The sequence below is a fragment of the uncultured Alteromonas sp. genome (assembly GCF_963976965.1).
Classification (GTDB): domain Bacteria; phylum Pseudomonadota; class Gammaproteobacteria; order Enterobacterales; family Alteromonadaceae; genus Alteromonas; species Alteromonas naphthalenivorans.
The window spans coordinates 40491-63506 of sequence record NZ_CAXBMP010000023.1 but is presented as its reverse complement, the minus strand read 5'-3'; the positions used below and the strand labels follow the sequence as shown (position 1 = coordinate 63506).

The window sequence follows — 23016 nt, the reverse complement described above, 5'->3', positions numbered from 1 at the left end:
ATATGCACCAGATAGAAGTTAGTGTAGTTCTTCCTGCAAAAAATGAAGCAAAAAATCTTCCTTCATTGCTATGGGAAATTACTCATTCAGTAACTCCTGAACAAACTGAAGTTATCGTAGTCGATGACGGTAGTGATGACGGCACATCTACATTACTGGCCACGTTGGCAGGATCATTCCCCCTTACTCTAAGGGTAATAGTGCATCCCTCCAGTTGCGGACAGAGCACTTCTGTTTATCACGGCGTTCTCGCTGCTCACGGAAAATGGGTTATTACATTAGACGCTGATGGTCAAAACGATCCTGCGGATATCCCAAAGTTAATCGAAACAGCTAAACAAGTAAACAGTCCCCACTTTTGCGTCATTGGTTATCGACAAAAAAGAAAAGATACAAGATGGAAACGCGTGCAATCTAAAGTGGCAAATCGCATTCGTCAGTATGTTTTAGATGATGATACACCTGATACGGGTTGTGGTTTAAAGCTGCTTCCACGACGTACCTTCCTATTGCTTCCTTATTTTGATCATATGCATCGATACATACCTGCCCTCACAAAACGTCTAGGTGGCAATATAGTGTGTGTGCCTGTGAATCATCGAGCTCGCCATGAAGGTCAATCAAATTACAATGCTTGGAATAGAGGTTGGGCTGGTGTTGTAGATATGCTCGGCGTCAGGTGGTTGATGTATCGCAATAAACTCGGTTCCATCAACGAGATATTCACGCATGAAAAGTGAGTGTTTTCCTCTTATGCGTACTGTCAGTATCTTGGTGAGTACCAGTTTGATGGCAGTGGTTTGTTACCTATCAGTTCAAGTAACCAGTGACATTCTTGCACATAGCGCCGATCCAAACTGGTTGATATCTTACATAGCGAAACTCAGCACGGAAGAAGTATTCTTGGTATTAAGTGCCTTTGTTGTATTAATGACACTGGGTATTCCCCGGCAAGCTGTTAGCTTTTTTTGTGGGGTTGGTTTTGGCTCATTTGAGGGTAGTATTATAGCGCTACTACTTACCTGTATCTCCGCAAGTACAGCCTATCTATTGGTACGCGGTCCTTTTAGAAAGCTCATAGCCAAAGCCATTCAATCAGAAGTTTTTGAGAACCGTTTTTCACAAATGCGCGTGAAACTCGTGAAGAGCAGCTTTCGAACAATACTCATGGTTCGACTATTTCCAATAGGCTCTAATGTTGCGACCAATGCTTTAGCTGGTGCGTTTCGAGTACCTTTTATTCCTTTCATTTCGGCAAGTGCGCTAGGATTTATTCCGCAAACCTTACTTTTCTCAATGCTAGGAGGTGGCTCACGTTATATTAATGCCGTTGAAAAACCTATTCATATAGCAGGCCTAGTAGTTAGCGTTTTGCTAATACTTTCAATGTTGCGCTTTACTCACAAGGACAACGCCAAGTGACAAATATATTTCGTCACGAGCGTAAGGTTTTCTTACTTTTTGTTGTTGCAGCCATCATTATTTTCAGTGGTTTAGGCTTTCGCGATGCCTGGCCGCCGGACGAACCACGTTTTGCTTTAGTTGCCAAGGAGATGGTGACAAGTGGTCAATGGCTGATTCCAATGCGTGGGGGAGAGATTTACCCTGATAAGCCCCCTGTATTTATGTGGGGTATCGCACTTTTCTACGTTTTGACTGGCAGTTTAAGCGTTGCAATGCTTTTACCTAATGCCATCGCAAGCCTCGTAACGTTGACAGTCACTTATCGTTTATCACGAGCTCTTGCTGATGAGAGAACAGCTATACTCAGCATGTTGCTGCTATTGTTGAGCCCACAGTTTCTAATTCAAGCCAAGTTTGCTCAAATAGATGCGTTGGTTGCTTGTTTTATTTGGGTTGGCATTTATGGCTTTATTCGCCATTTTTGTATAGCCGAAAGCTGGCGCTGCTATTTCATCGCGTGGGGCGCAATGGGTCTGGGAATTATTACTAAAGGCGTGGGTTTTTTGCCTATTTTTATCTTAATCCCCCTTTCTTTTTTAACCTTCAAAAAACAACTCCCCACAACAAGATGGAAAAAACGCGCATTACTAGGGCCCTTGGTTATGCTAGGTGTGGTCTTAGTTTGGCTTGGGCCTGTGCTTTATTTAGGCGCACATCAGCAAGACCCAACGATTCAGCAGTACTTATCAAATATTTTGCTGAAGCAGACAGCGCAGCGATATGCAAATGCTTGGCACCATATTGAGCCATGGTACTACTATATTTTCAAAGTTATTCCAGTGTTTTGGTTCCCCGCCCTCATAGTACTAGCATTTAAAGGTAAAGGCATAAAACGTCTCTTAAGCGACAACCCTGCCTATTTAGCGCTAGCAGTTTGGGTATTATTAGTCGTTGCATTCTTCAGTTTTAGCCCTGGGAAGCGCGGTGTTTATGTACTTCCAGCACTTCCTGCTGTGGCTATGATTTCGGGGTTATTACTCTCTCGAAGTGGCATCTCAAAAGCGATTGGTAATTTTGCGCGTTCTGTGACTCTTGTGATTTCGCTAGTTGTCTTCATTACTGGCACCGTGCTTTTGTTGAATGAAAAAACAGCAAGCTCCTTAATTTTACGCTTTCACAGCGACTTAAGTACTATTACCAAGTTAGGGGCCATATGCCTTCTAATAGGTATGATGGGTTTGTTCACACAGTTTTTAAATTTATCTAAACATCTCGTATCGTGGTTAGTGATAATAACTGTCATCCCATCGACAATGGGCGTATGGATACTCAATGAAATACGCACCCCATCACAACTGTTAGTGCGTGCTCAAACGCAGATGAGTTTTCTTTCGACCAGCATTGGTAACTTCGATGTGGGCATTGTCGACGTTAAGGAACAATACTTACTATATTCACCATTTCCCCTAGCTCACTTTGGTTACCATACCGAAAAAGAAAGAGAGAATGGCACTGCTTGGGCGTGGCTTAAAGCGCGGCCCGCTCGTTTTTTGTTAGCCCCTAAGGACTACCTATTTCAATGTGTTGATTTAGAAAAGGCATTATCTTTAGGTTTTGCACATCGAGACGAGTGGTTACTTATCTCTTCAGATGCTGCTTATGCGACATGTAGTCTACCTTCAGACGCTCCTGTTTACCGTTAGTAAGGAGTGAAAACGAAATCGACTGTTATGGATAGAGTGCCCGTCAACGCCAGTATAATGTCCAGCATTATTTTAGCACGGCAAGTTTTTGATTTAGCTTTTCTAAAAAAGTGACCCACTTAAGGTACTCTTAAGGTAGCGCGGTAATACTCATACTATCGAAGAACACAAGAGTGTACGTATGAGCCTTACTTTATCGGTAGCACCAACCCCCCTCGACGATGGGGTGGCATTTCAGCACAGAAGACAGCGCACATCACTTGCTTTTGTTGCTGCAAATCTTACTTACCCAGCAAGGCAACAAATTGAAACCTTTATCGCTAATGGCTTCGCTACTCGCTATAACGCGCATATCACTTCATTCATGCCTATGTTGTTTGCACTTGAATTTAACGGAGTAAAGGCTGCCGCCGGTGCGAGATGTAGTGCTACTGACAGCACCAACCACGCACTTTTCATCGAGCAGTACTTAGATAGCACTATTGAGGGAGAATTATTACGTCATGGAATTAGCACGCAAAGACACGAAATTGTAGAAGTAGGTAACTTATTTAGTTGTTCACCGCGATATACGCTACCACTTTTACTGTCACTGTTCTTTTTATTCTCTCAGCTTGGTAAAAAGCACGTGGTCTTTAGTGCGACGAAACAGGTAAAAAAACTTCTTCAAAATTCAGGTGTTTCGCTTATTTTCTTGGCACCCGCTGATGCAAGAAAACTGATATCCAGTCAAGATAACTGGGGTACGTATTACGATACAGCACCACAGGTAATAGCCCTGTCCCTCAAAGAAGTTACTCATCAGGTAGTGAACAGTGTACTTCTTCGTCAATACTATCAACAGGCAATTGGACTCATCACTGGTTCAAATTTCGAACAACAACTAAACGATGCCTTAGCTTGCTACCCAAAAGGAGCCTCGCATGTTGCTTGAACACTACTTAAACGGTGACGACTCAGCTATTGCGCTGAAGCATAATGATAAATCGTTGACGTACTTGGCACTTAAAGAAGCAGTTACTCACCTCGCCACTTGGATCATAAACAACAATGTGAGTCGCATTGCTATCGCCTTTGACAATAGTTTTGCGTGGGTGGTAGCTGACCTTGCATGCCAAGAAGCACAAGTTTGCTGCGTACCTATTCCACTGTTTTTCAGTGAGACGCAGCAGCGACATGTTATCGAAGAGAGTCAGTGTGAATGCCTACTTTCGAGCGGAACATTAACCTTATTTCCGGCGGCTAAAAAAGAAACCTTAAGTGATAGTTTAAACATTACTGGATATACACTAACTCCGTTCGCAACATCTGTGAATATGCCTAAAGACACTAATAAGATTACTTTTACCTCAGGGTCTACAGGCACGCCAAAAGGTGTGTGCCTTTCTAGCGAATCTCAGTGGCAAGTTGCAAAGTCTATTGATAGCGCTTTTCAACAGGACGAAGTCAATCATTTATGCATACTGCCTCTTTCCACATTGCTTGAAAATATAGCGGGTATTTACGCGCCACTACTTCATGGCGGTACTGTACAGCTTGCATCTGCAAGTGCGAGAGGTTTTGAAGGTAGTCGACTTGTAAACCCGCAAGCATTACTAAAGCTCATAGACAGTGTTCAGCCAACATCAATTATCTTAGTGCCAGAATTGCTCATGGTGCTTCTCGAAGCATGCTCAAAAGGCTGGCTGCCACCGACGTCGTTATCGTTTATAGCAGTTGGCGGTGCTCATGTTTCGCCTTTCTTATTGACTGAAGCACGAGCCAGAGGCTTACCGGTTTATGAAGGCTATGGCCTGTCAGAGGCTGTTTCGGTCTCGACACTCAATACACCAAACTGCAATGTGCCTGGTTCTGCAGGCAAAGCGCTTGGCCACAATACTCTTTATATAGACAAAGGCGAAGTTGTCGTGGCGGGCAATCACTTTTTAGGATATTTGAATCAACCAGAAAGTTTTTATCCACCCGAGGTGAGAACTGGGGACTTAGGTGTTATTAACGATGGCGTTCTAACGTTAAGTGGCCGTAAGAAAAATATTATGGTTAACAGCGCAGGTAGAAACGTGTCGCCGGAATGGATCGAATCTTTACTGATGGGGAGTGGATTATTGCGTCAGGCGCTCGTCTTCTGTGAAGCTCGCCCCCACTGTGTTGCTTTGATAGTGCCTTTATCACCTCAGATCTCAACGGACAGAATTAGAAAAGCCGTTGAACTGATTAATCAACAATTACCCGACTATGCACAAATAGAAAACTTTGATGTCGTTGCGCCGTTTACACCAGAAAATGGGTTATTAACTCAAACAGGTAAGGTCAAACGGGACGATGTAATCACTCATTACAGCTGCACTTTAGGCGCACTGTATTCACCCCCTCATATTATCTCGCATACTGGAAACAGTGCGTCTCAAAAGATTAACATTGGAGAGTAAATAGTGTCATTTTATCAACAACTTCAAGAAAGTACCGAGCAAGCTAGAAATGCGTTTTTACAAGTGCCAATAATTCAACGTTGTTTTAATAATGACTTTTCTCTTGATGATTATATCGCGTTCCTTCAACAGGCCTATCACCACGTTAAATTCACCGTCCCGCTTCTTATGGCTACTGGCGCGAAATTAACCGAAGACAAAGAATGGCTTCGCGAAGCAATTGGCGAATATATTGAAGAGGAAATGGGACACCAAGAGTGGATTTTAAACGACTTAGCAGCATGTGGGGTGGATAAGAACGAAGCTCGCTACGGCCAGCCTGCACCTGCTACTGAACTTATGGTTGCCTATGCGTTTGACGCCATTGCGCGTAAAAATCCACTTTATTTTTTTGGAATGGTGTTTGTACTGGAAGGCACAAGTATTGCGCTCGCTGATGCTACGGCAAAGCAAATCAAAGATAAGCTGTCGCTCCCCAAGTCAGCTTTCAAATATTTGACTTCACATGGTGCGCTTGACCAAGAGCATATAGTGTTCTTTGAGGGGTTAATGAACAAAATAGTCGCCCCGCAAGAGCAGGCCATGATCATACACAGCGCTAACATGTTTTATCGCTTGTATGGTGATATTTTTCGCGAACTTACGCCAGAACATGGTTTACGCCCCGTTGCACAAACTGCGTAACTTGTTGAACACTGTTTTAGGTAGGGATAACACAAGGTAAAGTATGATGAATATTCAATGGCAAAATCAAGTAATACTAGTAACAGGTGCCAGTGGTGGCATTGGACACGCCGTTGCTAAAGCATTTGATGAAAAAGGTGCGCACCTCATTCTAACTGGTAGAGATGAATTAAAGCTTAAACAGTTACAGCAGTCCCTCAAACACCAACATACTATTGTCGCTGCAGACATTTCGCACCATGTAGGTCGAGAAAAGCTTATTCACATTTGCGAACGTTTACCGGTAAGTATGCTGATTAACAATGCTGGTACAACCCATGTCGGTGAATTTACCAGTGCCCCTATTGAGTCAGTGGTGACAACTAACCTTTTGTCTCCCATGTTGCTTACCCAAGTTTTACTTCCCATTTTGGCGCAACGTCCTCATGCGCATGTCGTCAATGTTGGGTCAGCATTCGGTAGCATTGGTTTTGCCGCTCACAGTACTTATTGCGCGACGAAGTTTGCGCTTAAAGGTTGGAGTGAAGCCCTGCACCGCGAATATCACGACAGCAACATTCGGTTTCACTATTTGGCTCCAAGAGCGACCTCAACGGCAATAAATGACGAGAGAGCTGTTGCACTCAATAAAGCGCTGGGTAATCAAGTTGATACTCCAGAAGTTGTTGCACAAGCGCTTATTAAATTAGTAGAGCAAAACAAAACTCGCTTTAGCATCGGCTTTGCTGAGCGAATCTTTGCCAAATTGAATGGCATTCTTCCCACCATTGTAGATAACGCGTTGGCGAAAAAGCTACCCATTATTAAACACCACACATTCAGCAAAAGAGAGCAGAGTGCGTGCATAGACAACGCGCAAAATACTAACGAATTAACTAGTAAGTTGATTTAGTACCGGAGCGATCATGATGAAAAATTTAGCCTTTGTAACCCGAATTACTTTACTTACATTATCTCTGGGCTTTGTAAGTTACACATTTGCCCAAGATAACGTAAGACAGTCCGTAAACGAAGTATCAACCCCGTCGATGCAGCAAGAGATTCAGTCTCCTCTTTCCATACTTCAACACGAATGGGCTCATATCAACTATGAGTTGGAGGATAAGCAAAAAGAAAAAGCCTTTGTCACACTTATGGAAAAAGCGAAGCTTTTCGTTACTAAAAATCCCAACAATCCTGAGTTGATTATTTGGCAAGGCATTATTCAATCTAGCGCAGCAGGGGCTAAAGGCGGGTTAGGTGCACTCGAATACGCTAAAGCCGCGCGTAAAAGCTTTGAGCATGCTATGCGATTAGAAGAAAATGCCTTGGCAGGATCAGCCATGACAAGCCTCGGGGTACTTTATCATAAGCTACCGGGTTGGCCGATAAGCTTTGGCAATGACAAGAAAGCGGAGAAACTGTTAAAGCATGCCCTTGAAATCAACCCTAATGGCATTGATCCCAACTACTTTTACGCTGAATTTTTATATGACAATGGTAAGTACGACCAAGCACGAGCGTATGCAAAAAAAGCGAAACAAGCTCCTGCCAGAGCAGAACGCCCGCTTGCCGACTTGGGAAGAAAGCAAGAAATCTCTCGACTTGAAGATAAGTTAGCTCAAAAGAGCTAACGCTTTCATCGTCTAAATATTGCTCGTAATTTAAATGTTACGAGCTTACTTTCACTGTTACGAAAAAAGTTACTAACCGTTCTCAAAAAGAAAGCCTAAGGTGAAAATGTCCGGTTTACGTACACAACCGCCGCATACCAAAATAGCCCCGAAAGGCTCTTACTGCGCTTAGCTACCTATAAAATACCACAGCAAATAAAAAAGCCTATTCCCGCAGGAATAGGCCTTTTAGACAATTATCAATGTTGGCATCTATATCAGGGTTAGTAAATATTAAGGTATCTTCCTAACCCTGCTGCAAAATCCCAAACATCAATTTAAACCGCAGCACACACTCGCGTACCTTGGTCGATAGCACGTTTTGCATCTAGTTCTAATGCTTCATCGGCACCACCAATTAGGTGATAAGGCATATTAAGCCCTTCAACGATGTCGCGCATCGGCTCTTGGCCAGCACAAATAATTACGTTATCGACAGGAAGTAGTTGGCTTTCACCATTAACAGTAATATGTAAGCCTTCATCGTCAATTTTGTCGTAGGTTACGCCTGGAATCATTTTAACCCCTTTCGCTAACAACCCTACGCGGTGAGCCCAGCCCGTGGTTTTACCTAAGCCAGCCCCCACTTTGTTGGTTTTACGTTGTAGCAAGAATATCTCGCGACTAGACGGCTCAGGCTGTGGCTTGACCCCTTCAATCCCTGAACGCGCGGTAAAGGTCATATCAATACCCCACTCTTTCATAAACGCAGGAATATCCTGGCTTGGGGTCGATTTACCGTGTGATAAGAACTCGGCCGTATCGAAGCCGATACCACCGGCCCCAATAATGGCTACGCGCTGCCCTACTGGCTTTTTCGCTTTAAGCACGTCTAAGTAGCTCATCACTTTTTCATGCTCAACGCCTTCAATGGCAGGCGTGCGCGGTTTAATACCGGTGGCCACCATCACTTCATCAAAGCCTTCGTCGTTAAGCATGGCTGCATCAACTCTGGTGTTTAGCTTTAACGTAATATTTTTATGCAGCTCAATTTGACGAGCAAAATAACGCAAGGTTTCATAAAACTCTTCTTTACCCGGAATTTGTTTCGCTACATTGAATTGACCACCAATTTCGTTAGCACTATCGTAAATTACTACGTCGTGACCACGCTGGGCAGACGTTACGGCTGACGCTAAACCTGCTGGCCCTGCCCCAACTACCGCAATGCGTTTTTTGGTGTCGGCCGGCACAATGTTAAGCTCTAACTCGTGACACGCACGAGGGTTAACTAAACAGCTGGTTAACTTGCCATTAAATACATGGTCAAGGCAGGCTTGGTTACAGCCAATACAGGTGTTTATTTCGTCTGCGCGATTTTGCTGCGCTTTACGTACAAAATCCGAATCGGCCAAGAAAGGGCGTGCCATCGACACCATGTCGGCATCGCCGCGCGCCAACACTTCTTCCGCCACTTCCGGTGTATTAATTCTGTTTGACGTTATCACCGGAATGCTCAAGGCTTCACGGAACTTCGCTGTTACCCAGGTAAAAGCGGCTCTGGGTACTTTTGTCGCAATAGTAGGAATTCGGGCTTCATGCCAACCAATACCGGTATTGATGATAGTTGCACCGGCTTTTTCAATCTCTTTACCTAGCTGAACCACTTCTTCGTAGTTTGAGCCACCTTCAACAAGGTCTAGCATTGATAAACGGTAAATAATAATGAAGTGTTTACCCACTGCTTCGCGTACTCGACGAACCACTTCAATAGGTAGGCGGATACGGTTTTCATATTCGCCGCCCCAGTCATCATCTCTATGGTTGGTGCGCTTAGCAATAAATTGGTTTAAGAAGTAACCTTCAGAGCCCATAATTTCAACGCCATCGTAACCAGCACGCTGTGCTTGAGTGGCTGAAAATACAAAATCTTTAATTTGCTGTTCTATTTCGTCGTCTTCTAATGCCTTTGGCTTGAACGGATTAATGGGCGCTTGCACTGCAGAAGGCGCCACCAATTTATCGCTATAAGCATAACGACCGGTATGCAATATTTGCATACAAATTTTACCACCTGCAATATGCACGGCATCGGTCACTTCTTTATGGTGATTGATAGCTTCGTCTGTATCTAGTCGGCGAGTTGAAGGGTGGGTTGAGCCTTCTTCATTCGGGCCAATTCCACCGGTAACAATAAGGGCGACACCGCCTCTGGCACGCTCTGCATAAAACGCAGCCATGTGCTTATGGCCCTTTGGCATTTCTTCTAAGCCAGTATGCATAGAGCCCATTAGCACACGGTTTTTAAGCTGGGTAAAACCTAAATCTAACGGGCGAAATAAACTTGGGTATACAGGATGATCGGTAACGGTCGTATTCATCATAAATCCTTAACTAGTGCCTGTTTCTTAATGCTTCTATATTCTGTTTTTACAGCGTGTTTCTTGTAGGCTATTCGGTTGCCTGCACGCTAGTCTTTCATCTTATTTACTGCGCCATGAAGTGGCTCAAAATCAGGAAGCGATTGGGTTTTCTGTGCTTCCATGGCTTTCATCACATCTTCCATTTGGAACATGCCTGCCTGCCACGTTGCCATGTAAGTTAAGCTCTCAGCAGTAGTGTGCTCGTTCGCGTAATTAATCATGGTTTTAGTGCCTGCTACCGCAACGGGAGAATTCATCGCGATAGACTGCGCTAACTTAGTCACTTCGCTAAGCATGATATCTTGGTCATCAAATACCTTATTCACAAAGCCTAACTGCTGGGCTTCTTGGGCGCCAAAATTACGGCCGGTGTACGCCAACTCTTTCACAACACCAATAGGAATAAGCTTAGGTAAACGTTGTAAAGTACCTACGTCGGCGGTCATGCCTAATTGCGTTTCTTTTATAGTAAAGAAGGCATCGCTGGTGCAATAACGCATGTCACAGGCGCTAAGCAAATCTACTGCGCCGCCAATGGCACCGCCCTGTACTGCCCCAATAACAGGCATACGAGCTTGCTCTATCGCCGTAAAGCTATCTTGCAATAGCATCACCATACGGCGCATGCGCTCTGCACGCCTTGATGGGTCGCCTTTAAAGTCTTTCGCCATATTCAAAAATACCGACAAGTCCATGCCAGCTGAAAAATGCTTTCCGGTAGAAGAAATGATAATAACGCGGGCGGTGCCCTCGTCGTCTATCGCGCGAATGGCAGCGGGGAATTCTGTCCAAAAGGCAGGATTCATACTGTTCATGGCTTCTGGCCTGTTTAACACGACCTTTGCAATATACCCTTCTTGTATCACTTCAAGGGTAGAATACGGGTTTTCTTGCGACATTGACTCGGCTTCCATTTCACTCTCCTGTTAACATTTTTGCAAACTAGACGGCGTCAAGATAAAATGCAATGTTGACACTGTCAAGATAAAACGTTATCTATTCGTCTCAACCATAAAATAGGGTTTGGTTTACACCAGTATGACAAACGCAGCACAAACTTATCATCATGGCGATTTGCGCACCGCTTTATTAGAAGCGGCGACGAAACGGGTGGCAGAATTCGGTATAGACAGCTTATCACTTAGAAAGCTTGCGGAAGATGCTGGTGTGTCGCGAACCGCGCCCTATCATCACTTTAAAGATAAAAGCGCCTTGTTAAGCGCCATTGCGGCCAAAGGTTTTAGCCAGTGGCATACCAACGCCAAGCGAATTTTCGAACAACACGACGTGACACCACAAGCGCGGTTTCGTCAGTTTATTCATGAGTATATAGGCTACGCAGCGGACAACCCGCAAATGTATGAGCTGATGTTTGGTCGTACTATTTGGCACGACAATGGCGCAACACAAGGGCTAAAAGAAGTGGCTTACCCTTGCTTTCAGTTCCAAGTAGATATGACAAAATACTGGCAGCAAACAGGCCTACTACCAGCAGGGCAAGACGCACTTCGCATGGCTCAGGTAACATGGGGCACCTTGCATGGTATTGCACGGTTATTAATTGATGGGATATATGCTGATCGCAGCCACATTGATGAAATGTGTGACTGCGCCGCCGATTTGTTCATGCAAGTATCGAAAAGCTAAGACATCAGTTAAATGGGCGCAGTAAGCCCTTCATGCTCAGCTTTAATAAAATCTACCGCTCGTTCTGCAATCATGATGGTAGGCGCGTTGGTATTTCCGCCAATAAGGCTTGGCATCACAGAGGCATCTACCACACGCAGGCCTTTTACGCCGCGCACTTTAAGCTGATTGTCGACCACGGCCATAGGGTCGTCGTCACTCCCCATTTTACAAGTACCGATAGGATGATAAATGGTTTCAGCCCGCTCCCTTAGAAACTCAAGAAGCGCTTCATCAGACTCAGCATCAGTGCCTGGATGCAGTTCACTGCCTTCAAATTTATCAAACGTAGGTGCAGCTAACAGCTTTCTTGCCATTCGTATGCCTTCAATCATTACTTGTCTATCTTCAGGTTCCGTGAGGTAACCTGGATCGATAAGCGGGTGATCGGCAGGATGGCTGCTTTGCAGCGTAATACTGCCCCTGCTTTTAGGGTACAAACAACACACATGCACGCCGTACCCATAACCAAAGGCAAACTTTCGCCCGTGATCATCTAATATAGCGGGCAAGAAATGAAATTGAATGTCTGGGCCTCGGGTAGCAAGGCTTGAACTTACAAAACCACCCGCTTCAGCCACATTAGAAGAATAAATTCCCTTACGGTGAAAAAGATAATCGTACGAGGCCTTTAGGTAAGAGGGTAATGCACCAGCAGCAATCGCATAACCTTCTCGTGCTTTACAGGTAAATTGAACAATAGCGTCTAGGTGGTCTTGTAAATTTTGCCCCACCCCTGGCAGGTCATTCATGACATAAATGCCTTTGTCTTCCAATTCGTTTCTTGGCCCGATACCGGAAAGCATAAGTAGTTGGGGAGAGTTGATAGCGCCGCCGCAGAGTATTACTTCGCTATTAGCCGCTTCACGGTTAATAGAATACCGCGCAATTTTGCCTTTTTCTCGTACTTGCACGCCAATGGCTCTGTTGTCGTCAAATAGTACTTTTTCCGCGGCCACACCGGTAAGTACAGTAAGATTATTGCGGTGAAGTGCTTGGCTTAAATAGCCTTTTGCGGTTGAGCAGCGCTGTCCGTTGACTTGGGTAACATGATAATAGCCAATGCCTTCACGTATATCGCGGTTGAAATCATCTACAACATTAAAATCTGCGTGGCTTGCGGCTTCAACGAAAGCATCGGAAAGCACACTGGTGTGCTTAAGTTGAGAAACATGCAGCGGCCCACCTTCTCCATGAAACTCGTCTTCACCTTTGAAGAAGTTTTCAGAGCGCTTGAAGTAAGGTAGTACGTCCTCAAAACCCCAGCCAGCTGCGCCCTGCTCTACCCAATAATCGTAGTCTTCTTTTTGACCACGAATGTAACACATAGCATTAACGGAACTGCTGCCGCCTAGTGTTTTTCCTCGAGGCCAAAATAGCTCACGATCGTATAGTTCTTTTTGTGGTGCGGTATGATACCCCCACCCTATGCCTTCAAATCGGCTTAATAGCGATAAACCAAAAGGAATATGAATAAGCGGGTTAGTGTCTTTCGTACCGGCTTCTAGCATAAGAATTTTCAGAGCTGGGTTTTCAGATAATCGTGCCGCTAATACCGCACCTGCAGACCCACCACCTACGATGATATAGTCATACTTACCCTGAATCTCATTCATGCATTGCTCCAAAACACTTTTACGCGGTGAAATACTCAGTTAATGCCTGTATTACTATGCAATTACGAATTGTAGGCGCATGACTGAGCTGTGCCGACTCTTATTATTAGATGCTTAGTATTAGTCACTTATTGTCAAAAATAAAATGATATGCAGCATTGTGGTAAGACCAGACTATCAAAATAAACAGCCCATCCAAAAGTGATATGTTATATATTTTAAAAACTGTTTTATGTATAACGAGTTAAGTCCATCACACCCCGTTTAAGTAAATAAACGCATAGCATGAAAAAATGAAACTAGGTTTACGCGACAAAGGTATGCTTCTTATTTCCCAGCTTTTAATCAAGCTAGGAAGGCTTCGCTACGACCAGTTTTCAGCCGATGAGCTCAATGCTTTATTGTCTGAAAATCTGCCTCAATCGTTCCCCTTAGCCATACCCGCAGGCCAAGCACATGTGGCGGTAAACAGTGGTAAATTGACCTTTAATGCCCCAGACAACCGCCTATGCATTCAATTATTAGCGTCAATAACCATTAACGTTGCTGAAACGACCATTTACCGTGCCCACCTTATCATTACGCTAAGTGCCTCACCGGATTACAACAAACATGAATCTACCCTTTATTTTATCGATAAGCAGGTAGACAACATTATTATGGTGAACGACGACTACGCCTTATTAAAAGACACCCAATTTTTACTTTCTCGCTTTGTACCCGGCAATTTAGATTCGCTGTTGGGTCGCTCGTTAAAAAATATATTATCACTGGTAACCGTGGGTACTTCCGACCAAGCGGTAGAATATTTGAAGCTATATTTAAGCGGCTCGAAACAAGCCGTACTTGATTTCCATAAGCCTCAAATTGAAAAAGCCATATTGGATAAAATGGCTACACTTCCTCTTCACCATATAATGCGCGAAGATCAATGGCGGGAAGTACTTTTTGCACGCTATGGAAAAACAGTTAGGGTCGAACCATCTTCGCTTCGGTTCTATTTTTAGTGTTCGCTAACAATCGACACAGGCACCGACTCTTCATGTTCCCCTATATCAGTAATGCGCAGCCGAGGGTTATCTATGCATGCCTCCAACATCTCGAAAGCTTCTTGCACATAACCGGCTAACGGCTTCAGTGTACTTATATTTTTGTTGCAGCAAACAATACCTACATTGGCCACCCCTGCGTAGGTCATCAATGTGATATTTACCCCGCCGCCTGGGGTCATGGTGGAAATGGGATAACAGGCAAGTAACTTACTGTCTTTTAAATACCGCGTATCTCGTGGGCCAGGTATGTTCGATACCAAAATATTAGCGATAGGTTTAACCACATTGGAAATTTTAAGCCATTCAAATACCAAGGCTAAAGATTGGATCACGATGGTGTAGCCACTAAAGGAAGCTGGGCGGGCTCGCATCGCGGCATGTTTTACGATTCTATGGTTAATAATAATCTGGCGTAAACGAAGATAAGGGTCTTGATCGCCATGGGCTAGCTGTACCGGCACAATAGCAATTTTATTGCCTGTGGTTTTCTCTCCCGGTTTTCGAAGGTTTATAGGCATATTGGTATACAGTGCTTTTTTAAAAACCTGACCATGATCCTGAAGTAACCGGTGAACCCCAATATCAAAAGCGCACAGAAGAATTTCATTGGCTGATGCTCGCGTGCGTCTAGCTAAGGCTTTTACCCGTTTAAAATCGATATCTGTGGTAGTGACTACCCTTCCCGCTACCACCTGCCCCGTTAGCACGGTTTTCGTACCTGAAAAAGGCACAGGCATGTAATGAGGGTTCACTCTCAACAGTTTTAAAAAAATGCGTATTAAAATGATAAGTAAATCGAAGCCCGTTTTTATGGCGCTTCCTACACTCACTAAGCGTTTGTAGAAACTGGTGGAATCATTGCGTTTATGACGGAGTCGTTTCACCGCCCAAATAGGCGTGAATTCAGAATTATTGGAAGCAGAAACATAACAAGATTGAAACCACCTTACTAAGGTCGCGCCATCGCCATACATATGGTGTACCTTGGCGTAAATGGCATAAGTACTACTGTTAGTATCGAAGATGAAATGGTATTGCCACAGAGGTTTATCAGGGTCTAATCGTGCAGCGTGCAATTGCGCAACAAAATCATCTAGATTCTGTCGGTCACTCACATCGTCAATGTGATGCAATTGAACATGATAATCCATGTTCAGATGTTTCACTGGCGAAAGCCCTACCGGATAGCCTAGCACGGTTTTTACAACGCAATTAAACGGTGACGTCCCTTTTGCAAACCCTTTAATTTCATTATAAATAGCAGGTACATATTCAGGGCTTTTCGCGCCTTCGGGCATCTCTAGTAGCTGAAGACATCCAACATGTTTAGGGTTGTCGTCGGATTCCGTTATCCAAAAGGACTTATCAAGAAAACTAAGTGTTTTACTCATCGACTATTCCTTTGTATTAAACATATCCTGTGGCACATGCTCTGTGACATTGGCTAATGCATGTGAATGCAACGCCTCTAAAATACTGTTTTGTTGTGCTTCACTGAGTATTAATCGTGGAAGTAAGCTCACCATCATGAGCGACAGCGCATGATAACGCTGAGATGTTTCATCCATATGGCTGTTAGTTTCATCAAATTGACAAGACTGAGTAATGATGAGGCTAAGCAAATCTGCCAGCAACGTCAGATCTGAAGGTGATGCGACCAATACCTTCTTATGGCTTAATGTAGTCAGTAATTGAGAAAGCTGCTTGTGTAAACTTGAAAGAATATTTTTACGGGGCTTTTCAATTAACGGATATTTTTCAACAATATCCGCAGGGCTTCGATAAAAAAACTGAAATACGTGCAAGCTGTCTACCAGCAGATACAAGTAATACATTACCTCTTCGGCGGTAAGCGAATCTAAAGCGTTGGGTACCAGCACACGCTGCATTTGCTTTTCATGCATACGCATAAGCGCACTCACCATGCTTTCTTTGCCCTTGAAGTGGTAATACAAATTGCCGGGGCTAATATCTAACTCCATGGCTATGTCTACACTGGTAACACCATTCTCGCCATGCCGATTAAACAGGGTGAGCGCCGTCAGTAAAATCCGCTGCGATGTCTTCATTTACAAAAACACCAAATATAATTGCGCGAAGCCAGCGAGTAGGCCTAATAAGGCACCTGTGACGATGAGCTTCCACTCGTCTTGTTGATAAGCGGGGCGTAACACCCCTTCAAACTCTTCAGCGCTTAAGGCTTGCATTCGTTCGCATAAATCTTGGCCGACGTGCAAAGCATCGTTAGCGTAATCATAGGCATACAACAGATATTTATCAGAGTTATCAAATATCTGCTTTACCGCCAACGCTTTCATCCTATGATAGTTTTCAGACCCCACACCTAGGGCAAAGTATGGCTGAGTAATAGCGACATAGCGCTCTATAGCATCGTTAACGTGTAGCTCTATAAGCTCCAGGAGTTGAGCTGAACCAGAGCCATGCAATATAACGTGGGTGATGTTTTTAGGCGTGATCAACTTTTGCTCAATAATCTCGGCGTACACCTCAGACACTTCTTTTTGCCGTTTAAGAAACATCCCTTGTATGGTGATTGGGCCAAATTTAACGGGGCGTTTAGGCTCAAATATAATTTTTATCGCAATCCAATTTGTTGCGTAGCCCACTAAAAGCCCACCGAGGGGTAGAATCCACCAGTTTTGAAAGAAGTACCATAAAATCATGGTGGGTAGCCCGAACAGGAAACCAAAATAGAAACCTGAGCGCACAATAAAGGGAAACTCTTTACTACCTGCGGTAAGAAAAATTTCATTAATTAACGAAGGTGAATTTACCAGTTGCTCAACCACAAGTTCTTTTATGTCGAGAATTTCAGCTACATTGTGCTGAAAGTCATCCACCATCTTGTGAACCACATTGGGAATATCATTTTCGATACGTTGATATACAAGGTTTTTTCCTTGCACGGGAAGCGCTGCCCACAATTGAGGGGCAGACTCAGACATAACGTCGTTAACGACTTTGCGGGTAACTTGCCCAAGCCGTCGTTCTATTGCTTTGGTGAGATCGCTAGGGTCGATACGCTGTGCGAGCTCTTCGACGCTCAACAACTTGCCTAAAACAAGCTCTACTTCAATTTCCGCCATTTGTCTGCGCTTGGCAGGAATTAAACCCTGCCAACCAAATATGGGCTTGATCCCGACAAACTCGATGGGATAAAACATCATCTTTACCGCGAGGTAATTCGTTAACCAGCCAACCAGCGCGCTTATTAGCGGAATTGACAGCAAACTCAGTGTTTCTAAATTCCATTCCATATGGCGAACAACTTGCTCGAATTATTTTTCTTCTCTTTCAGGCTACTGAGTGCTTACGAATTGGTCAATGTTTTATCTCTAAATGCACCAAGGTTTGTGAAATTTATTAGATTACATCAAATAAAACCCTCTTAATTTTGATTAACTTTTGTTAGGTAGCGCATTCTAAATTTCCTTTGTACACTTTTTGTATGCTCACTTGAGACACTGAAAATATGGCTTTATTTGACTTACGTTTAAAAAAATTAGACCAAGACATTGCCCATGCTTCAAGCTATCAAGCGTACCAAGAAGCTTGCTTAGCGCATGACGAAATTTCCGGTGCAGAAGCGTGGAAAGCCGATGATGCATCAGATGATTACGACTACATACTTATTCAGAAACGGGTACAACGCCTGAAAATTGCCAGAGGCAATGGCGACATGCATGCGCTTATGTCAATTATTCATGAAGGCTTGCATGGGAATTTAGGCAATATTGCAAACCCAGCTATACGCCGCAAATGCAAGATGGGCACTAAATATCTTATCGTGCAATTCATTGAAGAGGTGAAGCTTGCCCTTGACCAAATTTACCAAGCGAATGAAGACGACGTAGACTTTTACGAGAAACTGTCATTTTTTGAAGAAACCGCCCATGCATTCGGGCGCAGCTGCCTCATGTTATCGGGAGGAGCTGGGTTGGGGTTCTTTCATTGCGGGGTGGTAAAGTCGCTAAATGAGAAAGAGCTGTTACCTTCTGTTGTATCAGGCGCAAGTGCGGGTTCTATTATTGCAGCCTTGGTAGGCACACGTACTCATGATGAACTACTCGATGCATTAAGCGCTGAAAATATTTATGAAACCTTCAAAAAATGGCGAAGTTGGGCGGGCTTTGGCAAAAATAGTTTGTTTGATAGCACTGCGTTAGAGAATGCGTTAATCAGCCTTTTTGATTTAACCACCTTTGAAGAAGCGTATAAAAAGACCCGTCGCCATGTAACCGTAACCGTATCGCCTGCAGATTTACACCAGCATTCTAGGCTACTAAATGCCAAAACTTCGCCTAACGCCATTATCACCCAAGCGGTAAGAGCGTCTTGTGCCGTGCCAGTAGTATTTAGCCCTGTACAACTTCGCGCTAAAACACCTGCAGGTGATATCGTTCCCTATATTCCTAACCGACGTTTCGCTGACGGCTCGCTAATGGCCGACTTACCCTTTGATAGGCTTGCTAGGTTGTACGGTGTTAACCATAGTATTGTTAGCCAAACCAATCCACTCGCCGTGCCCTTCATCCAATCTGCGCGTATCAATCCTCAATCACTGTGGGGGTTATCAACGCGTCACGTGGGGCAGCTATTAAAAAGTAACAGTATTTTTGCCATCGATATTATTGAAAATATGACTGACAATAAAGGTGCTAAACTTACTATTCATAAAGTGAAGTCTATTATCGATCAACAATATGTAGGAAACATAAACATTCTCCCCAAACAACAAATTCGTAATTTGACACAAGTTATTGCTAATCCAAGCCTTGAAAGTATAAATGCGCTCATAGTGAGCGGAGAAAAATCAACTTGGCCACAGCTCGATGTTATTGAAAAAAATACCAAAATTAGCGAAAGTTTGCGGTATTATCTTGGTAAATTGAAACAAAGAGAAGCGGTTGAATTAGGACACAGTGCCTATTAACCCACCCAACGCAGGAATTTGACTGTGATTGGGGTTGAAAACATACACAAAGGATATCGGTGAGCGCACAAATTCAAAGCCCTGACAGCATCTACACGCAGCAAGTAAAACAACTAATAAACATGGTGTACCCGCAAGAGGTTGGCTATGGCTCAGTCTTTGAAGATGCGAAACATTTTTTTTCGTTAACCCCTGAGCTAGAAGCCCATGTTGAGGAGTTGAAGGTACAGCTAAAAAAAGCGAAAGCTTCAACTAAGAAAGAAGTTCTTGTAGATCAGCTCAAAAAACAAATCAAAAACTCTAGTCAAAAGCTTGAAGAGGAACGCTTGGCGCGGCTTACTCGAATTGATGAAGTGAGCACTAAGCTTATCAAGCTATGCGAGGGAGATAGCTGGCAAGAAACTCAGCAGCTAAGTGCAAAGTTTCTTGGCACTTTAATGTTGCTTACCCAAGGCCCAGAAGGTAAATTTGCCCGCATTCACCAGCGCTTTAAGCCTTTGTATAAAGCCGTTTTAGTATTAAGACTTACTGATAAGTTACTTGATCACGACACCATTGCGCACAAGTACCTTTCAAAATATCGTGATGCGATTTCTCGGATGCGTGGTAACCGCTATTGGCGCGAAAAGTGGCGTATAGAATTAGGGCGACCATTAATTACTGCCTCTTTGCTACAAGATGTAGGCTTACAAAGCCCCGCCGCATTAACGATATTACGTGGCGCAGACAATAAGTTGGATGAATTCCGATTACTAGAAGAATCTCAGCGAAAAGACTTGTTGAAGCTTAACTATCACTTCACCATGAAATACCTTACTGAAGGGTTAGGCATTCCAGCCTATGTGGGAAACGTGAAAGAAGAACGTGACCGATTTGTGCAGACCCACAATGAGGCCAATGACTTTGTTAGCCAGTTGGTAAAAGATGCCTTTGTGTCTAAAACTGGTTTAGGTGAGCTAATTAAAATACCGCAAATTTATGCGTCTGTGATTTTTTCAACTAAAAACGATTACAGCCGTAAAAACCTGCCTAAAGGCTACTTACTTATAGAGCAGCTATCTAAAAAAGGCGCGTTAAATAAAAAGCTCGCGGAGGATTTTATTGACTTGGTCGGTTACTTCCCGCAAGGCTTCGGCATTACTTTCATTCCTGTTAATGAAAACGGCCAAGAAAAAGACCAATATGAATGTGCGGTGGTGATAGGATTAAATCCAACTAAACCTGGCGAGCCAATTTGCAAAGTAACCACGCGCAATCAAAAGCATATCAGCAGCGGTCATATCGAAGTGATTGAAAAAGGCAGAAACCTCTACTTCCCCGCTAGCAGAAAGAAATTGATGAGTGTTGATAAAGCGCGCTTGAAAGAAATCATGAGCCAGCTTTCTAGCAATTTCACCTCAGACGCGGTAGATGATTTGATCCCCAGTTTTTGGGAACCCCACGACTATTTTAGTTATAAGAAACACCAGAATCTGTGGAGCAAATCAAGCTAGCCCTGTTGCGAAAGCGTTAACGCCCGTGGCGAAGTACTAACGCCTGTGGCGAAGTATTAACGCCTGTGGCGAAGCACTGATAACGCTATCGAGTGCGACTGCAAAAAAGAGAGTACCTACTCTCTTTTTTATTGCGCCTAACGGGGTAGCCAGCAACGTACTACCGAACACTATCTCTCTGCAAAACACTATCGTGCTACAGACTTACGAGTCGCTATCGGTCTTGCTATCGCCAGTGGCTTTGGTGGCCGCTGATGTGCTGCTTGATGTTGAAGACTGCGCTGCCTGGGGCTTGGCTTCTGTAGCCTTAGCCGAGGTCGCTTTCGTCGCTGCTGGCTTCGATGCAGTTGAAGCCGTAGTGGTTGATTTAGTCGCGGAAGATGCTTTTTTAGCTGTGGTGGTTTTACTGGCCGTTCCACTTGCCTTAGTTGATGCAGCTGTTGTTTTGGTGGCAGGTTTTGAGGCTACTTTAGGGGTAGCTTTTGCCGCTGTTTTTGGGGTGGCTTTCGCAGTAGATTTTGGCGCGGCCTTTGCTGGGGCTTTTGCAGGCGTTTTTGTTGGCGTTTGGGCTTTCCCCGCAGCTTTTTCTGCAGCACGCTTTGCGGCAAGTAATGCTACTTGTTCTACCAACAAGTCAACTTTTGCGGAAAGTAACTCTATTTGATGCTCTCTTTCAACCCGTGCTTTCCCACCAGAAAGTAAACTAAACAGTGGCGTAGACATCACCAACTGTTGTGCGCTATCAACTAATGAAACTGGGTTAAATCGACGTTTCAACTCACCTTCTACTTCAGCGCCCTTGCGCTGCATAGCCTCAATTGAGGAGTGAGTATCATCAATTTTTTTACTTACTGTACTAGCTGTACTTTCAAGTTGCGCTGATATTAAATCAGAACCCGCTGTAAGCCATCCAAATAGTGGTGATGATTTGTGATTATTAGGCATGTAACCTCCCGCTTCAAAACGAATAGGGCAAGGTAGTTATTACGTTCTATTAGTATCAGTATTAGCACCAGCATTGGCACTAATACCTTTGTAAGTAACAGGACTACAAAAAACGACAGCAACTACCTTGCTAAAAAATAGCAACAATAAAACTTAAGTGCTATTTATTCGCCGCTAGCTTAGCTACGGCTTCCGTCAACGCATCAATTTTTGCTGAAAGCTCTTCAATACGATGATCGGCGGGGTCGGTATCTAAGCCCAGTTTTTTACGTACATCTGCCACACGGTTTTCAACATCATTGGTGGTCGACTTAAACTTACTACGCGCATCGTCTTCTAGCGTTTCACCTTTGATTACTAAGTCATCAAACATTTTGTTCGCGTCTTCACTTAGCTTTTCGTAACGACCTTGTGCTTCTTCTACGCTTTTTCCGTACGCGCCAAGCCCTGCTAGCCAAATTTTGCGAGCCATGTCTTCTGCTTCGTTAATTTTACCTTTAATGGTATCAGTGGTTGTCATCGTCAGCTCCTGTGAATGTTCGATTACAGAATCACTATACAAAGTACAATTAGAAACCGCATACTAATAAAAAAACAAAACCGTAAAAAGTTTACGCTTGGGAATGAAACCCAATCATATTCCCTTCTGTATCAATGGCTAACGCAATAAATCCATATTCACCAATCGCCATTTTTTCTTTCTCAAGAACGCCTCCTGCGTCAACTACCCTACCCGCTTCAACGGCGCAGTCCTCACATGCAAAATAGACTAAGGTGCTATTTTTACCTACTGGGGCACCCTCCATATGAACTAATGCACCACTGGCGCCATAGTGTTCCATGTCAGAGGGGAACGTCATCATACTGAATGCGCCTTGAGATTTATCTGCTGAGGGGTCTTCCAGTGCTTCCAAGGAAACCGTCAGCACGCTTTCGTAGAAAGCCTGCGCGCGAGGCATGTCTTCAACATAAATTTCAAACCAACCAACGGGATTACTGTTCATAGCATGTTTCCTTTTAGTGTTAACAAATGCC

21 protein-coding genes are annotated in these 23016 nt (G+C 43.9%); 12 read left to right on the top strand and 9 right to left on the bottom strand.

What is annotated here, in order from left to right; translation table 11 throughout:
• Window positions 1–2: 2 nt before the first annotated feature.
• The 8 genes from AAC006_RS15955 (at window position 3) to AAC006_RS15920 (ending at window position 7833) form a co-directional block, all read left to right on the top strand.
• Complete coding sequence (locus AAC006_RS15955) at window positions 3–740, top strand: glycosyltransferase family 2 protein (RefSeq protein WP_013783475.1); 738 nt, start codon at window positions 3–5, stop codon at window positions 738–740.
• Window positions 730–1422: a VTT domain-containing protein gene (locus tag AAC006_RS15950; protein WP_013783474.1), complete on the top strand. Its 693-nt coding sequence runs from the start codon at window positions 730–732 to the stop codon at window positions 1420–1422. The genes AAC006_RS15955 and AAC006_RS15950 overlap by 11 nt, the downstream gene beginning before the upstream one ends.
• A complete protein-coding gene (locus AAC006_RS15945) occupies window positions 1419–3107 on the top strand; it encodes a glycosyltransferase family 39 protein (RefSeq protein WP_013783473.1) in 1689 nt (562 codons plus the stop codon). Before AAC006_RS15950 ends, AAC006_RS15945 begins: the two co-directional genes overlap by 4 nt.
• A gap of 181 nt (window positions 3108–3288) precedes the next feature.
• On the top strand, window positions 3289–4041 hold the full coding sequence (locus AAC006_RS15940; protein ID WP_013783472.1) for a thermostable hemolysin: 753 nt from the start codon (window positions 3289–3291) through the stop codon (window positions 4039–4041).
• On the top strand, window positions 4031–5536 hold the full coding sequence (locus AAC006_RS15935) for an AMP-binding protein (protein ID WP_126871435.1): 1506 nt from the start codon (window positions 4031–4033) through the stop codon (window positions 5534–5536). The genes AAC006_RS15940 and AAC006_RS15935 overlap by 11 nt, the downstream gene beginning before the upstream one ends.
• A 3-nt stretch (window positions 5537–5539) precedes the next feature.
• Window positions 5540–6220 carry an iron-containing redox enzyme family protein gene (locus AAC006_RS15930; protein ID WP_013783470.1) on the top strand — a complete coding sequence of 227 codons (681 nt, stop codon included), beginning with the start codon at window positions 5540–5542 and terminating at the stop codon, window positions 6218–6220.
• 46 nt (window positions 6221–6266) lie between these two features.
• Window positions 6267–7112: an SDR family oxidoreductase gene (locus AAC006_RS15925; protein ID WP_312847911.1), complete on the top strand. Its 846-nt coding sequence runs from the start codon at window positions 6267–6269 to the stop codon at window positions 7110–7112.
• Window positions 7113–7125: 13 nt separating this feature from the next.
• The gene (locus AAC006_RS15920; protein ID WP_126871433.1) at window positions 7126–7833 is read left to right on the top strand and encodes a tetratricopeptide repeat protein; all 708 of its coding nucleotides are present in this window, start codon (window positions 7126–7128) and stop codon (window positions 7831–7833) included.
• A 317-nt stretch (window positions 7834–8150) separates the two neighbouring features.
• On the opposite strand, the gene AAC006_RS15915 is transcribed toward AAC006_RS15920, so the two are convergent.
• Both AAC006_RS15915 and AAC006_RS15910 read right to left on the bottom strand, forming a co-directional pair.
• The gene (locus tag AAC006_RS15915; RefSeq protein ID WP_013783466.1) at window positions 8151–10193 is read right to left on the bottom strand and encodes an NADPH-dependent 2,4-dienoyl-CoA reductase; all 2043 of its coding nucleotides are present in this window, start codon (window positions 10191–10193) and stop codon (window positions 8151–8153) included.
• A gap of 89 nt (window positions 10194–10282) precedes the next feature.
• Window positions 10283–11149: a crotonase/enoyl-CoA hydratase family protein gene (locus AAC006_RS15910; protein WP_126871432.1), complete on the bottom strand. Its 867-nt coding sequence runs from the start codon at window positions 11147–11149 to the stop codon at window positions 10283–10285.
• A gap of 124 nt (window positions 11150–11273) precedes the next feature.
• Here AAC006_RS15910 and AAC006_RS15905 point away from each other — a divergent pair, with 124 nt between their 5' ends.
• Window positions 11274–11882: a TetR/AcrR family transcriptional regulator gene (locus tag AAC006_RS15905; RefSeq protein WP_013783464.1), complete on the top strand. Its 609-nt coding sequence runs from the start codon at window positions 11274–11276 to the stop codon at window positions 11880–11882.
• 8 nt (window positions 11883–11890) lie between these two features.
• Here AAC006_RS15905 and AAC006_RS15900 read toward each other — a convergent pair whose 3' ends face one another.
• The gene (locus AAC006_RS15900; protein WP_013783463.1) at window positions 11891–13537 is read right to left on the bottom strand and encodes a choline dehydrogenase; all 1647 of its coding nucleotides are present in this window, start codon (window positions 13535–13537) and stop codon (window positions 11891–11893) included.
• Between the two features lie 293 nt (window positions 13538–13830).
• On the opposite strand from AAC006_RS15900, the gene AAC006_RS15895 reads away from it, so the two are divergent.
• Window positions 13831–14544, top strand: a complete 714-nt coding sequence (locus AAC006_RS15895; RefSeq protein WP_126871431.1) for a DUF1439 domain-containing protein — start codon at window positions 13831–13833, stop codon at window positions 14542–14544.
• Here the strand turns inward: AAC006_RS15895 and AAC006_RS15890 are convergent.
• Genes AAC006_RS15890 through AAC006_RS15880 form a run of 3 tightly spaced genes read right to left on the bottom strand, consistent with a single transcriptional unit; the run spans window position 14541 to window position 17867 of the window.
• On the bottom strand, window positions 14541–15980 hold the full coding sequence (locus AAC006_RS15890) for a wax ester/triacylglycerol synthase domain-containing protein (RefSeq protein ID WP_126871430.1): 1440 nt from the start codon (window positions 15978–15980) through the stop codon (window positions 14541–14543). The genes AAC006_RS15895 and AAC006_RS15890 overlap by 4 nt on opposite strands.
• A 3-nt stretch (window positions 15981–15983) precedes the next feature.
• A complete protein-coding gene (locus tag AAC006_RS15885; RefSeq protein ID WP_126871429.1) occupies window positions 15984–16658 on the bottom strand; it encodes a TetR/AcrR family transcriptional regulator in 675 nt (224 codons plus the stop codon).
• Window positions 16659–17867: a DUF445 family protein gene (locus tag AAC006_RS15880; protein ID WP_126871428.1), complete on the bottom strand. Its 1209-nt coding sequence runs from the start codon at window positions 17865–17867 to the stop codon at window positions 16659–16661.
• A 215-nt stretch (window positions 17868–18082) separates the two neighbouring features.
• Here AAC006_RS15880 and AAC006_RS15875 point away from each other — a divergent pair, with 215 nt between their 5' ends.
• Both AAC006_RS15875 and AAC006_RS15870 read left to right on the top strand, forming a co-directional pair.
• Window positions 18083–19543, top strand: a complete 1461-nt coding sequence (locus AAC006_RS15875) for a DUF3336 domain-containing protein (protein ID WP_126871427.1) — start codon at window positions 18083–18085, stop codon at window positions 19541–19543.
• Between the two features lie 59 nt (window positions 19544–19602).
• Window positions 19603–21036 (top strand): hypothetical protein, encoded by a 1434-nt coding sequence (locus AAC006_RS15870; RefSeq protein ID WP_126871426.1) that lies wholly within the window; start codon window positions 19603–19605, stop codon window positions 21034–21036.
• A gap of 204 nt (window positions 21037–21240) precedes the next feature.
• On the opposite strand, the gene AAC006_RS15865 is transcribed toward AAC006_RS15870, so the two are convergent.
• From AAC006_RS15865 to AAC006_RS15855, 3 genes are all read right to left on the bottom strand, one after another.
• On the bottom strand, window positions 21241–21981 hold the full coding sequence (locus AAC006_RS15865) for a hypothetical protein (protein WP_126871425.1): 741 nt from the start codon (window positions 21979–21981) through the stop codon (window positions 21241–21243).
• A gap of 160 nt (window positions 21982–22141) precedes the next feature.
• Window positions 22142–22501, bottom strand: coding sequence for a phasin family protein (locus tag AAC006_RS15860; RefSeq protein WP_013783456.1), 360 nt, complete (start codon window positions 22499–22501; stop codon window positions 22142–22144).
• 91 nt (window positions 22502–22592) lie between these two features.
• Window positions 22593–22985, bottom strand: a complete 393-nt coding sequence (locus AAC006_RS15855) for a VOC family protein (protein WP_013783455.1) — start codon at window positions 22983–22985, stop codon at window positions 22593–22595.
• Between the last annotated feature and the right edge of the window lie 31 nt (window positions 22986–23016).

What these genes read in the sequence shown, in the direction of transcription:
- AAC006_RS15895 (WP_126871431.1), top strand. Translation starts at nt 13,831, where the DNA reads ATGAAACTAGGTTTACGCGACAAAGGTATGCTTCTTATTTCCCAGCTT.
- AAC006_RS15890 (WP_126871430.1), bottom strand. Translation starts at nt 15,980, where the DNA reads ATGAGTAAAACACTTAGTTTTCTTGATAAGTCCTTTTGGATAACGGAA.
- AAC006_RS15915 (WP_013783466.1), bottom strand. Translation starts at nt 10,193, where the DNA reads ATGAATACGACCGTTACCGATCATCCTGTATACCCAAGTTTATTTCGC.
- AAC006_RS15920 (WP_126871433.1), top strand. Translation starts at nt 7,126, where the DNA reads ATGATGAAAAATTTAGCCTTTGTAACCCGAATTACTTTACTTACATTA.
- AAC006_RS15940 (WP_013783472.1), top strand. Translation starts at nt 3,289, where the DNA reads ATGAGCCTTACTTTATCGGTAGCACCAACCCCCCTCGACGATGGGGTG.
- AAC006_RS15925 (WP_312847911.1), top strand. Translation starts at nt 6,267, where the DNA reads ATGAATATTCAATGGCAAAATCAAGTAATACTAGTAACAGGTGCCAGT.
- AAC006_RS15910 (WP_126871432.1), bottom strand. Translation starts at nt 11,149, where the DNA reads ATGGAAGCCGAGTCAATGTCGCAAGAAAACCCGTATTCTACCCTTGAA.
- AAC006_RS15865 (WP_126871425.1), bottom strand. Translation starts at nt 21,981, where the DNA reads ATGCCTAATAATCACAAATCATCACCACTATTTGGATGGCTTACAGCG.
- AAC006_RS15880 (WP_126871428.1), bottom strand. Translation starts at nt 17,867, where the DNA reads ATGGAATGGAATTTAGAAACACTGAGTTTGCTGTCAATTCCGCTAATA.
- AAC006_RS15860 (WP_013783456.1), bottom strand. Translation starts at nt 22,501, where the DNA reads ATGACAACCACTGATACCATTAAAGGTAAAATTAACGAAGCAGAAGAC.
- AAC006_RS15900 (WP_013783463.1), bottom strand. Translation starts at nt 13,537, where the DNA reads ATGAATGAGATTCAGGGTAAGTATGACTATATCATCGTAGGTGGTGGG.
- AAC006_RS15875 (WP_126871427.1), top strand. Translation starts at nt 18,083, where the DNA reads ATGGCTTTATTTGACTTACGTTTAAAAAAATTAGACCAAGACATTGCC.
- AAC006_RS15885 (WP_126871429.1), bottom strand. Translation starts at nt 16,658, where the DNA reads ATGAAGACATCGCAGCGGATTTTACTGACGGCGCTCACCCTGTTTAAT.
- AAC006_RS15950 (WP_013783474.1), top strand. Translation starts at nt 730, where the DNA reads ATGAAAAGTGAGTGTTTTCCTCTTATGCGTACTGTCAGTATCTTGGTG.
- AAC006_RS15905 (WP_013783464.1), top strand. Translation starts at nt 11,274, where the DNA reads ATGACAAACGCAGCACAAACTTATCATCATGGCGATTTGCGCACCGCT.
- AAC006_RS15855 (WP_013783455.1), bottom strand. Translation starts at nt 22,985, where the DNA reads ATGAACAGTAATCCCGTTGGTTGGTTTGAAATTTATGTTGAAGACATG.
- AAC006_RS15935 (WP_126871435.1), top strand. Translation starts at nt 4,031, where the DNA reads ATGTTGCTTGAACACTACTTAAACGGTGACGACTCAGCTATTGCGCTG.
- AAC006_RS15955 (WP_013783475.1), top strand. Translation starts at nt 3, where the DNA reads ATGCACCAGATAGAAGTTAGTGTAGTTCTTCCTGCAAAAAATGAAGCA.